Origin of the sequence: Actinomadura viridis (assembly GCF_015751755.1) — a bacterium.
Lineage (GTDB): Bacteria > Actinomycetota > Actinomycetes > Streptosporangiales > Streptosporangiaceae > Spirillospora > Spirillospora viridis.
This window is the reverse complement of sequence record NZ_JADOUA010000001.1, coordinates 8,122,857-8,135,014: the sequence shown is the minus strand read 5'-3', so window position 1 is coordinate 8,135,014 and position 12,158 is coordinate 8,122,857. Positions and strand designations below refer to the sequence as shown.

The following is a 12,158-nucleotide window of genomic DNA, read 5'->3' as shown; positions in this document are numbered from 1 at the left end:
TTTCCGGAGAATTCCGGCAGATGTGATGTACGACCGGGAACCTCGACCACAACGATCGCGTCGGAGCAACCATGAACCCCCCTGAGTGGCCCGGTCACCCCGGCCAGCCGGGCGTACCGCCCCACGGATACCAAGCGGGCCCGCCGCCCATGCCCGGCGGCATGCCCGGACCCGGAATGCCGCCGGGGCCGGGAATGCCGCCAGGGCCGGGCTTTCCTCCGCCGCGGCCTCCCAAGAGCGGAGGCGGCGGCGCGCTCGTCACGATGCTGATCGTCGGCGCGCTGCTCGTCCTGGTCGTGATCGGCGCGGTCGGCTTCGTCCTGTTCGGCGACGACGATGACGGCGACCGTCCCCCGGTCACGCTGCCGACCGCGACCATCCCGTCGCTGAGCACGGACCTGCCCACCAGCACCCCGACGACGCCCGGCACGGGCGGCGACCCGTCGAGCGTCCTGAAGCCCACGATCCAGACCGCGCGCGGCAACACCTTCACCCAGGTCGGCACCAGGACCGACACCTGCACCGCGCGCGCCAACAGCACGCTGCTCACGCGGCTGCGGACCTACCCGTGCATCGGCACCATGAAGTCGGCGGTCTACGCCAGCCCGACGCGCAACATCGTCACGGTCATCTCGATCATGGAGGTGTCCAGTTCGACGGCCGCGCGCAGCATCAGCAGCGCCACGTACTCGAAGGGCTGGCCCAAGCTGCTCAAGCCGTCCACCACCAGCGGGCTGCCGCAGCTGAACCAGGAGCCCTCCTACTGGACCCGGACGTGGACCCTGGACTCGCGGGTGATCTACGCGCAGTCGTACTGGGCCCGGGGCGGTTCGATCGGTGACCGCAGCGGCTCGGTCTACACCACGGCCGGCGAGCTCGGCGTCGAGATCACCAACACGCTGCGCTTCACCAACTGAGGGCGGGCGCCGCCCGGCGAACGGAGCGGCGCTCGCCACGCACACCCGCCAGGGCCACGGCACCGTTCCGGGACGGCCGTGCCCGCCCTCCAGGCCCGTCGCGCCCCGTCACGCTCCGGGGGCGGCGGGCGCGTTCGTCACCTTCCAGCTCAGCGCGGGCGCGTCCGGAGCCAGGTCGGGCCACACCGTACCGCCGGTCCAGTGCACCAGCGCGTCGGCGAACCTGCGCGCCAACCGTACCGCGTCGGGCACGTCGGCGACGGCGCGGACGTCGACCCACCAGACGGGGGCGGCGACCCGCTGCGCGGCGGCCGGGCCCAGGAGCCGCGCCACCTCGCCCGGCGTCTCCACCAGCACCGGCTCCTCGACCGAAACCAGCACCCGGCCGCCGGCGTCGCGGACCCGGACGGCCTGGAGCCCACCGCCGACGACCTCCAGCGGCTCGCCCAGCGCCACGAGCCCGTCGGCCACGGCGTACACGTCCGGCTCCCGGCGGGCGAGGACGACGAGGTCGCTGCTCACGGCCGCACCCCCGCCAGGCCCAGGGCGCGGGCGAAGACGTCGGAGGCGACCCGGGTCACCGCGCTCCTGGTGCCGCCGCCGACCTTGTCGATGTTCACCGGGCCGCCCGTGGCCAGGTGCCGGTCGTAGGGCACGAGCACCACGTGCATGCCTCCCTCGGTCAGCATCCGCACCGCCCGGTCGATGTCCGCGCCCCCGTGCGGAGCGTGCGTCACCATCGCGATCACCGTGCGCGACAGCAGCGCGCCCTGGCCGTTGGTCGTGAACCACTCCAGCGCGCCGCGGGCGCTGAGCGCGCCGTCGACCGTCCCCGGCGTGACCAGGACCTGGGCGTGGGTGGTGGCCAGGATGCCGCCGTGCAGCTCGGTGAGGATCCCGGCGCCGCAGTCGACGACCGCCGCCGCGAAGTAGCGGTTGACGGCGCCGAGCGCCGCCTGGAAGGTCTCGAGCGTGAACTCCCCGGCGATCCGGCCGTCCCGGCTCGCCGGCAGCACCCACAGGCCGTCCTGGGTCCGCGTCAGGTACTGCGCGGCCTCCTCGAAGGACTGGGGCCGCAGGCCGGCCAGGTCGAACAGCGAGTACTGCGACCGCACCCCGAGGCGCAGCGGCAGCGAGCCCAGTTCGGCGTCGGCGTCGACCGCCAGCACCCGGTCGGCGCGATGCCGCGCCAGCTCCGAGGACAGCAGCGCCGCCATGGTCGTCTTGCCGGCGCCGCCGCGGACGCTCACCACCGCGATCTGCCGGTAGCTGGGCACCTGGCGGCCGAGCAGGTCGGCCACCTCGCCCATCTCGCGCATCGCCGCGCCCGAGCCGACGGCCTTGCGCATCCCGCGGCCGACGCGCCGCATCAGCGGATCGCCGTGCGGGTTCTTGGCGACCAGGTCGCCGGCGTCCACGCGCGGGCCGCCCGGACCGGGCTGACCGGGCTGACCGGTGTCCTGCCGGGGCGGGGCCGTCCCCTGCTGCCCGCCCTTCTGCGGGAGGGCGAAGGTGCCGGTGTCGGGGCCGGGGGCCGCGGGGTCGCCCAGAAGTTCCTGGGGGAAGCCGACCAGGGGGATCTCGAACGCGCCGGGCTCAGGGGAGGCGGGCGCGGCAGGCGCCGGCTCGGAGACCTCCGGCGCCGGGACGGGTGCAGGCGCCGGTGCCGGTGCCGGTGCCGGTGCAGGCGCGGGTGCGGGTGCGGGTGCGGGCGCCGGTGCGGCCGTGCCGGGCGCCTCCTGAACGGGAGGAACGGGAACCGGGTCGGCGGCCGGCTCGGTCGGCGGCTCCGGAGCGGGCCGCGGCGCGGGCGGAGCCGGGGGCGCGGCGGCCTCCGGCGCGGGGGCCGGCGTCGGCGCGGCCATCGGCTGGGGCACCGGCTGCGGCGCCGGAGGGACGGGAGGCGCGGGAGGCGCGGGAGGCGCGGGAGGCTCGGGCCGCCGCTCGGCGGCGGGCTCGGTGGCGGGTTCCACGGCGGGCTGGGAGCCGGTCTGAGCGCCGGCTTCGGGCGCCTCCCCGCCCTGGTCGGCCCAGGCCGGCTGGGGCGGCGGGACGTCATGGATCGGTGCCATGCCCGAAGCGTCCTGCGCACCGGAGAAGGCGGAGATGTCAGGAACGGCAAGCCCGGTCTGGGACACCCCAAGTTCGCGAAGTACGGTGCTCTGCCAGCTCGGGTCGGACACCAACCCTCCTTTCCTCGCCCCCAGCCTACGAGACTCGCGATCCCTTACGCAGCGCGAGCCGGATCCCGGCGGCACGGCCGCGGGCCGTCCCCGTCCGGTCTCCCGGTCCGCACGGCCTCGGGCGACGCGGGCGGGCACTCACCCGGGCACGCACCCGGGCGTCACCGCCCGGCGGCGAGCTCCCTCAGCGCGTCCAGGCCGGGCACCCGGGCCTCCGACCCGCCGATCACCTGGCCGGCGTGCCGTGCCCGCGCCGCGACCGGAAGCCGCGCCCGGCCGAACTCGGCCAGCAGCCGCGCGGCAGGAACGCCCCGCGACTTGGCGTCCCGCAGTTCCAGCGTCCAGGCGACGGACTCGTTGAGGGCGTCGGCGCCGGCGGCCTCACGCGGGACGAAACCGGCGGCCTCCTCGCCCTCCGCGGCCCACAGGTATCCCAGGACCGTCCCCGCCGCGTCGCCGACGGCGAGATAGCGGACCGGCCCGCCGGTCCTGGCGGCGTAGCCGTCCGGCGCCGGCCCGACCTGCCTGAACGCGATGTCCTCGGTCAGCCGTCCGGGCCCCCGGGCCGGTCGTGGCGGCGCGGCCGGCGGCGGGACGAGCACGCCCCTCCACGCGAGGGTGCGCGTCGCCTTCGCGCGGGCCGCGGCGTCGGCCTCGGGGACCTGGAATCCGTTCGCCCGGATGTGCTCGACCAGGTCCGGCTCGGGCGGGATGCCATGGATCTCCAGGTGGTACGCGACACCGCCGGTCCACATCCAGGTGCCGTCGGTCTGGTAGGTGCCCGGGACACGGGCCGGACGGTCGGGGTCGAAGCCGTCCACGAAGAGCTCGCGGAGGTCGTACACGAGGGGCGCGTCCCGCAGGTACCGCAGCACCGGCTCCCGCTCGTCAGGTGACAGGGGCGGGCGCCTGTGGACGTCCGGGTCCTGGAGTTCGGGGCTGAAGGACACGCGCAGCGACTGCTCGTAGGTGGTGGCGAGGCGTTCCAGGTCGCGAAGGCTCGGCAGCTCCTCCGCCGTCGCGCCCGCGGGGATCACTCCGCCGCGGGGGTCCTCCGGCGCCGCCTTGCAACGGGCCAGCGCCTCCAGCGCGGGAACACCCTCCTCGTACAGCTCGCGCAGTGACAGGATCCAGCGGCTCGCGGCGTTGGCACCGTCCATGCCGGCGTCCTCGCGGGCGCGGTACATCGCCGCCTCGCCCTCGACCGCCGCCCACAGGTAACCCAGGACGACATCGCCCTTGACGACCGGGAAGTAGCGGACCGGGCCATCGGTGTCCAGGTCATAGCTCGGCGGCAGCTCGAAGTGCAGCGGCCCCCAACCCTTCGACCGATCCATCGGCGTCCCGTCAGGGAACTCGCCACGACCCAGGGAATCCAGGGGCGACGGTTCGTAGTCAGGATCGGCCAGCCGGTACAGATCCTCCAAACCGGCCTCGACCCGCTCCGCGGCGTCGGCGGGCACACCACCGGCCACCGCGTCCTCCGGCCGCCCGGCCCAACGCCGGATCGCCTCCCGCGCCCCGAGCCCCTCCTCGTACGCCTCCTGCAAACGCTCGCCCCACACGAGCAGGGGCTCGAACGCCTCACGGAATTCCTTACGCCGGAGGAACCCCGCCGCCCGGTCGTCCACCGACGCCCACAGATATCCCAGATGCCGGTCACCCGACATCACCGGAAGACGCACCACGGGCAGCCGGGTGCGGCCGTCATAGCCTTCCGGACGCTCGGGTGCGCCGGGCGGCGTGGGCGGCGGACCACCGGCCGGGGACCGCCCGTCCCCCTCGGGCCGCGGCGGAAGATTGCTCATGACGACCTCATCCTCAGGGTCTCCAGCCTACGAGACACTCGATCCGTCCCGCGGGGTCAGCCGTCCATGCCGGGAGGCGGCACGAGAATGCCCTTCCACTTGAGGGTGCGCTTGGCGTCGGCGAGGGCCGCCGGACCGACCTCGGGAACCTGGAATCCGTTCGCCCGGATGTGCTCGACCAGGTCCGGCTCGGGCGGGATGCCGTGGGCCTCCAGGTGGTACGGGACACCGCCGAGCCATATCCAGGTGCCGTCGGTCCGGAAGGTGCCGGGCACCCGCGCCGCGCGGGCCGGGTCGAAGTCGTCCTCGAGAGGGTTGCCGCTGTCGTACACGAGCGGCGCCTCCCGCAGGTACCGCAGCACGGCGTCGCGCTCCTCCCCCTGGAGCGCGGGACGCCGGTAGACCTCCACGTCGTCCTGGCGAGGGTTGTACGAGACGCGCAGCGACTGCTCGTGGGTGGCGGCCAGACGCTCCAGATCCCGCAGGCTCGGCGCCTCTTCCAGCGGCGCCTCTACGGGAACCGCTCCGCCGCGGGGGTCCTCCGGCGCGGCCTTGCACCGCGCCAGCGCCTCCAGCGCGGGAACGCCCTCCTCGTACAGCTCGCGCAGCAACAGGATCCAGCGGGTCGCGGCGTTGGCACCGTCCAGACCGGCGTCCTCGCGGGCCTTGTACATCGCGGCCTCGCCCTCGACCGCCGCCCACAGGTAGCCGAGGAGCAGGTCGCCCTTGACGACCGGGAAGTAGCGGACCGGGCCATCGGTGTCCAGGTCATAGCTCGGCGGCAGCTCGAAGTGCAGCGGCCCCCACCCCTTCGACCGATCCATCGGCGTCCCGTCAGGGAACTCGCCGTCGGTCAGGGAGTCCCAGGGAGACGGCTCGTAGTCGGGATCGGCCAGCCGGTACAGATCATGCATGCCGGCCTCGACGCGCTCCTCGGCATCCGCGGGCACGCCACCGCCCGCCGCGTCCTCAGGCCGTCCGATCCAACGCCGGATCGCCTCCCGGGCGCCCAGCCCCTCCTCGTACGCCTCCTGCAAACGCTCGCCCCAGACGAACAGGGGCTCGAACATCTCCAGGAACTCCTTACGCCGGAGGAACCCCGCCGCCCGGTCGTCCACCGACGCCCACAGGAACCCCAGATGCCGCCCGCCCAAGACCACCGGCAGGTGAACGACCGGCAGCTTGGTGGTGTGCCCGTAGGTCTCCGGCCCCTGGGGAGGCAGCGGAACCGGAGGAGGAGTGCCCGGCGGTACGGGGGGAGGGCCTCCGGGTGAACCGGGGAACGAGGGCGGCCCGGCCGGGCCCTGCCCGGACGGAGGCGGGCCGGACGGCGTGTCCCCGTTTCCGGCGGGCGGCGGCGCGCTCTGGCCGCTCCAGGACGGAAGATTGTTCATGACGACCTCATCCTCACGATGATCCGGTGATGACCGCGACCGCGGCGGAACGGACGTCGTCGCCGACCTCCGGGATCTCGAAGCCGCGCGCCCGGATGTGGGCGACCAGCTCCGGCTCCGGGGGGACGCCGTGGGCGCGCAGGTAGTAGCCGACGGCTCCGGGCCAGATCCAGGTGCCGTCGGTGTGGTACGTGAGCGGTACCTCGCGGGCGCGCCCGGGATCCATCATGTCGGCGTCGAAGCTCCGCGCCGCCAGGACCATCGGGGCGTTCTCCAGGTAACGCACCAGCGTGTCCCGCTCCTCGGCGGGAACCTCGGGCCGTTCCACGACGGGGCGCCCGTCGGGGCCCGTGGAGTCGAACGGCTTGGCGATGGGCAGCTCCGGCCCGCCCGCCGGCCGTTCCGCGAGCCAGTCGGGGGTGTGCTCGGCGTCGCGCGGGAACCTCCGGCGCTCCTCGGCGAACGCCGGCTTCGGCGGCGCCACCACCCAGGCCGGTTCCCTCTCGCCGTCGAACCTGACGTCGTAGGTGAACGGGAAGGTGAGCCTGAAGGTGGCGGTGAACCATGTACCGGTCCCGGGCCGGTACATGCCCGCGCGCAGCCGCTCGAACAGCTCCGCGACCTGCCGGGGCGGTGTGAACGGGCTCGGCAGCCCCGAACCGGCGGCCATCGTGACCTGCCCAGGCATCTCGCTGTACGAGCCGAGCGCGCGGTACGCCACCAGGCATTCCTGCCAGGCGGGAGGCAGGGCGTGCGTCAGCGCCTGAGTGATCTCCTGGAAAAGCGCGTTCTGCTCGGCCGGTTCCAAGGGCCGGTCCTCGCTCACCACGTACCTCGTTTCATCGTCATCGTCGTTCCGTCGTCCGTTCCGGGGGGAACCGCCCGCCCGCCGGCCGCCGGCCTAGTCATCCGCTTCGAGGCTCTCACGCAGCCAGCCGGGGATGTGCTCGGCGGAACGGGGGAACACCCGCAGGTCGTGCTCCCACACCTTGGCCGGGACCGGCGGATCCCAGAAGGGGTCGAAATCGGTGTTGAAGCTGGTCCAGTAGGCGTCGGGCGGATCCATCATGTAGCGCATCGAGAACCAGGTGCCCTCGTCCGGCCGGTACATCATCGACCGCAACTCCGCGGCGATCTCGGTCAGGTTCCGGGGCGGTTCGACCTCGGCGTAGCGTCCGTCCTCCTTCATGACGGTCAGCGCCACCTCCGACACCGCCGTGGTCATCCGGATCTGCAGATCGATCCGCCGCCACCCCTGCGGGGCGATCTCCGCGAGGATCCGCCCCAGCCGCGACTGCAGCTCGTCGTAGCGCTCCTGGTCGAACGGCCTCGGCTGCTGCCGGAGGGCCCCGGCGTCGGAGGCGGGCTGGGACATCTCGTAGGTTCTCCTCACCTCGGTGACCACACGGCCGGGCTCCGGTACCGGCTCCCCACCGGATCCGGTCATCTCGCGCAGGTGGCCGGAACGGACCAGCTCATCGATGTCGGAGCCGAGGTAGTACCCCTGGCCCTGATCGGTACTGGCGCGTTCGGCCATCTCCTCCTCGCTGGTGGTCGGGAACGCGGAGAGCCGGGTCGGGGCCGCCAGGAGGGGCTTCTCCACACGGTAGACGTGGTAGGCGTCTTCCTTGGTGCGGTTGAACTGGCCGCGCCGGTACCGGGGAGTGCCGATCCGGTAGACGCGGTTCTGGTCGTGGTGCTCGTAGGCGTCGACGTACGTGCCCACCGGCAGTACGTACCGCGGCGCCGGCCGCACCGGCTCCATGCGCGGCTCGACCCGCGACGGCTGCTTGGCCTCCTTCGCCGCGGGCGCCGAGGGCGCCGGCGGCAACTCCCGCGCAAGGGCCAGCTCGAAGACCTTGCGAGCGGTGATGTACGAGCCCGTTTCCGGAGGCGGTCCCGTTCGGCACACGAAGTATCCGCCGGGCCGGCTGCTCAAGGGGCCGAGGTCGATGGACGGCTCGGACTCCGCGCCCGTGGAGGGTCTTGGGGAGAAGGAGGTCAGATCGTGGGCGTCGCGACCCGCGTCACCGAAGACCCAGGCGTCGACACCGGCGCGGGTCTTCTTGTGGTGCAGGACGTCCGCGGTGCGCAGCAGCGCGCTGTCAACGCTCAGCCCGGACTCGACGAGAACCCTGGCCGCGGCGTGGACGAGCGCCGCCCCGAACTCCGGGAACGCGACGACGGGATCGGCCCGGCCGTCCGCGTAGTGGACGGCCAGCCACGACGTCCCCGAGGGGACCACCGACCAGCAGCCCTCCTCCAGCCGGCCGAACCGGACCCGTTCGTGGTCGGCGGGCAGGAAAGCGCGCAGCTTGGCGCGGGCCCGCTCGAAGTAGTGCCGCCTGTCCTCGCCCAGCAACTCGCCTTCCGGCAGCGGGCGCCTGAGGATCGTCCCGGGGTCGAAGGCGTCGGCGTCCCGCTGGGCGTCCGCCAGCCGCGCCACCCACTCCGGAACCAGCGACGGCGGCCTGGGGAACTCGGCCAGCTCCCGGGCGCAGTCGGCGGCCGTGACCTCCGCCTTCCACCGGAAGTCCTCCAGTGGCTCGGTCGCGACCTCCCAGCCCCCTTGGGAGTGCAAATCGAGCCGCAGGATCGACCAGGTCCCGGTCTCGGGGGTGTGGCAGTCCCGACGGAGGTCGCGTAGCGACTCGAAGACACCCGACCGCGGCAGCGTCCACATGGTTCCACCGCCCTGATGGCAGATGAGCCGGGCGGTCTCGAACGAGCCCAGGGCGTGGTAGGTGAGCCAGGCCTCGTTCCAGCCCGGCGGAAGAAGCGCGCGGATCGGCTCGGCGATCTCCTCCAGCCGCCCGTTGATCTCCTCCTCGGTCAGGTTCATCGTCCGTCTCCGGAAATCTCCGCCAGAACGCCCGACTTCAGCAGTTCGGCGATCGAGTCCACCAGGTAGTAGCCGCGCTCGGTGTTCTCGGCGTCGCCCTTCGGTGCGGGGAGCGGCCCACCGGCGACGGGAAGGCCCTGATAGACGCGGATCGGCCGCTGCACACGGTAGGTGTGGTGTTCGTAGGCTCCGAGGCCACCGAGATGTCCACGCCGGTGGAAAGGCGTCTGGGGGGTGAACAGGAAGACCTGGTCGTGGCCCCCGTATCCGTCCAGGACGGTCCCGGCGGGCAGGTCCACCCCTCCCTCGTCCGGCGACCCCGCGTCCCGCCTGGGCGGCTCCGGCAGCATGGCCGCGGCGGCGTACGCGTAGATCTCATGGACGGCGACGAACGGGCCGTCGTCGGGGGGCGGCTCCGGCAGGAACACGAAGTATCCGAGCTCACGCTTCTCGATGCCGTTCAGGGCCAGGCCGGGCCCGCCGGAACGCGGCCCGCCGCGTCCCCCGCCTGCCTCCTCGATCTTCCGGGCCACCGAGCCCGGCTTCCAGAACCTGCCGCCGGACCGGTCCGTGGCGGCCAGTCCCGCCAGTTCCAGGAGGCCGCTGGTCAGGGCCAGCCGCGACGCGGCCATGACGCCCGCCATCGCGTCCGCCACGGCCGGGAGGGCCGTCTCGAACGCCACGATCTCCGCGCCGCCTCCGCCCTCGGAACCGTCCCCGCCAGGCCCCACCACCAGCCATCCCTGCTCACCGCGCACCACCGACCAGCATCCCGGCGCCACCCGGCCGACCAGGAAATCTTCCGCGCGGTCGCCCACGACGTCCCGCAACGCACGTCGTGCCCACGCGAACATCAGCGGGCTCTCGGGGGCCAGCTCCGGGACGAGGTCGCGCTCCGGCTGCGGGAGCCCCACCTCCACGATGGACTCGACAGGCCCGGTCACCACGCGTCCCGGATCACGGATCACGGACAACGAGCCTCCCCGGCCCCATCGCCGTATCGACGGCAATTCCCGCGCGAGGGCCAGCTCGAAAACCTTGCGAGCGGTGATGTAGTCCTCTTCTGGAGGCGGCCCCGGACGGCACACGAAGTACTCGCCCGGCCGTCCGCTGAGGGCGGCGAGTGCGAGAGCGGGCTCGGCTCCCGCCTCCCCCTCGCGGGGGCGGGGCGAATGAGCGGTGAGCCTGGACATCTCGTTCCCCGCCTCACCGAGGATCCAAGCGTCCGCGCCGGCCACGTGCCGCTTCTCCAGCACGCCCGCGGCCCGCAACAGCGCAGAGTCGATGCTCATGCCGGCCTCGGCCATGATGCGGGCGGCGGCGTGGACCAGTGCGGCACGCGCGTCGGGGAAGGCGACCACGGGATCGCACCGGCCTCCGGAATACCGGACCGCCACCCAGGAATACCCCGCGGGGGCCACGGACCAGCACCCCTCCTCCAGGCGACCGATGCGGAGCCGTTCCAGGCCGGCGGGCATGAAATCGGCGAGCGTCGCTCGCGCCCGCTCGAAGTAGTCCTCGTTCCCCTCGCCCAGCAGCGCGCCCTCCGGCCGCGGGCGCCGGAGGATCGTCTCGGGGTCGAAGGCGTCGGCGTCCCGCTGCGCGTTCGCCAGCCGCGCCATCCACCCCGGCACCAGCGACCACGGCCTGGGGAACTCGGCCAGCTCCCGGGCGCAGTCGGCGGCCGTGGCCTCCGCCTTCCAGCGGAAGTCCTCCAGCAGATCGGTCTCGACCCCCCAGCCTTCGTCGGCGTCGAGATGGAGCCGCAGGGTCATCCACGTCCCGTTCTCGGGGCCGTAGAAGTCGCGGCGGAGGTCGCGGAGCAGCTCGAACACGCCCGACCGGGGAAGGGCCGGCCCCGGCCAGAATCCGTGGCAGGTGAGCTCGCCGCTCTCGAACGAGCCCAGCGCGTGGTAGTCGAGCCGTGCGTCACGCCAGCGCGGCGGAAGGAGTCCCTCCACGACTTCGGCGATCTCGTCCAGCCGCTCTCTGATCTCCTCGTTGGTCAGTGTCATCGGCCGTCCGCTCCGTCGATCTCCACCAGCGCACCCGACGCCACCAGTGCGGCGATCGAATCCACCAGGTAGTAGCCGCGGTCCTCGTGGTCCTTCGTCCGGGCCTCGGCCGGATGGGGCGCCAGCATCTTGTCGACCGGGAAGCCCGGATGGGCACGAAGAGGCCGCTGCACGCGGTAGGTGCGACGCTCGTACGCCCGCGGCCCCCCTCGGAGGCCACGCCGGCGGAACGAGGTCTCCGGGGTGAAAAGGAACTCCTGGTCCTGGCTCCCGTAGCCGTCGAGGACGGTCCCCTCGGGGAGTTCCTCCGTCTCCTTCGTCTCCTTCGCTTCCACCGGAAGCATCGCCCGAGCGGCGAGCGCATGGATCTCGCGGACGCTGACGAACGGCCCTGTCTCGGGAGGCGGCACGGGCAGCCGGAGGAAGTAGTCGGGCAGGTGGCCTTCGAAGGCTTCGAGAGGCAGGCCGGGCCCCTGGGCGCGCGGGCCGTCCCGCTCCCCGCCCCGCTCCTTGATCGCCCGTCCCGCCTCACCGAGACTCCAGGTCACGTTGAGGTTCCTCGGGTCCTGGTGGATGAGACCGGCCAGCTCAAGGAGGCCGCTGGTGAGCGCCACCTCCGCATCGGCCATGACGCCCGCCATCGCGTCCGCCACGGCAGAACGGGCCGTCTCGAACGCCACGACCTCGTCACCGGACCGGTCACCATCCACCAGGGCTTCGTCCCGCCGATGCACCGCGAGCCATCCCGGCTCACCTCGCACCACCGACCAGCAGCCCGGCGTCACCCGTCCGAGCAGGAAGCGGCCGGCCCGGTCGCCGGTGACGTTCCGCAGTGCCCGCCGCGCCCACGGGAACAGCAGAGGGCTCTCCCCGTCCAGGGACGCGATGAGGTCGTGTTCGGTCTGCGGGAGTCCGGCCGGAACGAGCGACTCGAGAGGCCCGGTCACGACACGACCCGGATCACGGCTAAGAGGCACGGTGTCCCCTGCCGCGTGGACC

General features: G+C 73.2%; 9 protein-coding genes. 1 reads left to right on the top strand and 8 read right to left on the bottom strand.

Annotated elements, in window-relative coordinates:
- Positions 1-263 precede the first annotated feature (263 nt).
- Positions 264-917, top strand: a complete 654-nt coding sequence (locus tag IW256_RS36915; RefSeq protein ID WP_197015359.1) for a hypothetical protein — start codon at positions 264-266, stop codon at positions 915-917.
- Positions 918-1,025: 108 nt separating this feature from the next.
- Here the strand turns inward: IW256_RS36915 and IW256_RS36910 are convergent, their stop codons facing one another.
- The 8 genes from IW256_RS36910 to IW256_RS42990 form a co-directional block, all read right to left on the bottom strand.
- Entirely contained in the window at positions 1,026-1,439 is a 414-nt protein-coding gene (locus IW256_RS36910) for a hypothetical protein (protein ID WP_197015358.1), read from the bottom strand.
- Complete coding sequence (locus IW256_RS36905) at positions 1,436-2,989, bottom strand: MinD/ParA family ATP-binding protein (RefSeq protein WP_231404079.1); 1,554 nt, start codon at positions 2,987-2,989, stop codon at positions 1,436-1,438. Before IW256_RS36905 ends, IW256_RS36910 begins: the two co-directional genes overlap by 4 nt.
- Before the next feature lie 272 nt (positions 2,990-3,261).
- A complete protein-coding gene (locus IW256_RS36900; protein ID WP_197015356.1) occupies positions 3,262-4,908 on the bottom strand; it encodes a hypothetical protein in 1,647 nt (548 codons plus the stop codon).
- 56 nt (positions 4,909-4,964) lie between these two features.
- The gene (locus IW256_RS36895; protein WP_197015355.1) at positions 4,965-6,302 is read right to left on the bottom strand and encodes a hypothetical protein; all 1,338 of its coding nucleotides are present in this window, start codon (positions 6,300-6,302) and stop codon (positions 4,965-4,967) included.
- Between the two features lie 13 nt (positions 6,303-6,315).
- A complete protein-coding gene (locus tag IW256_RS36890; protein WP_197015354.1) occupies positions 6,316-7,128 on the bottom strand; it encodes a hypothetical protein in 813 nt (270 codons plus the stop codon).
- Positions 7,129-7,203: 75 nt separating this feature from the next.
- On the bottom strand, positions 7,204-9,144 hold the full coding sequence (locus IW256_RS36885) for a hypothetical protein (protein ID WP_197015353.1): 1,941 nt from the start codon (positions 9,142-9,144) through the stop codon (positions 7,204-7,206).
- On the bottom strand, positions 9,141-11,159 hold the full coding sequence (locus tag IW256_RS36880; RefSeq protein WP_197015352.1) for a glycohydrolase toxin TNT-related protein: 2,019 nt from the start codon (positions 11,157-11,159) through the stop codon (positions 9,141-9,143). Before IW256_RS36880 ends, IW256_RS36885 begins: the two co-directional genes overlap by 4 nt.
- Positions 11,156-12,106 (bottom strand): glycohydrolase toxin TNT-related protein, encoded by a 951-nt coding sequence (locus tag IW256_RS42990; RefSeq protein WP_197015351.1) that lies wholly within the window; start codon positions 12,104-12,106, stop codon positions 11,156-11,158. Before IW256_RS42990 ends, IW256_RS36880 begins: the two co-directional genes overlap by 4 nt.
- Between the last annotated feature and the right edge of the window lie 52 nt (positions 12,107-12,158).

Excerpts from the sequence above, each read along its gene's own strand:
- IW256_RS36915 (WP_197015359.1), top strand. The coding sequence starts at position 264 with ATGCTGATCGTCGGCGCGCTGCTCGTCCTGGTCGTGATCGGCGCGGTC.
- IW256_RS36905 (WP_231404079.1), bottom strand. The coding sequence starts at position 2,989 with ATGGCACCGATCCATGACGTCCCGCCGCCCCAGCCGGCCTGGGCCGAC.
- IW256_RS36900 (WP_197015356.1), bottom strand. The coding sequence starts at position 4,908 with ATGAGCAATCTTCCGCCGCGGCCCGAGGGGGACGGGCGGTCCCCGGCC.
- IW256_RS36895 (WP_197015355.1), bottom strand. The coding sequence starts at position 6,302 with ATGAACAATCTTCCGTCCTGGAGCGGCCAGAGCGCGCCGCCGCCCGCC.
- IW256_RS36885 (WP_197015353.1), bottom strand. The coding sequence starts at position 9,144 with ATGAACCTGACCGAGGAGGAGATCAACGGGCGGCTGGAGGAGATCGCC.
- IW256_RS36880 (WP_197015352.1), bottom strand. The coding sequence starts at position 11,159 with ATGACACTGACCAACGAGGAGATCAGAGAGCGGCTGGACGAGATCGCC.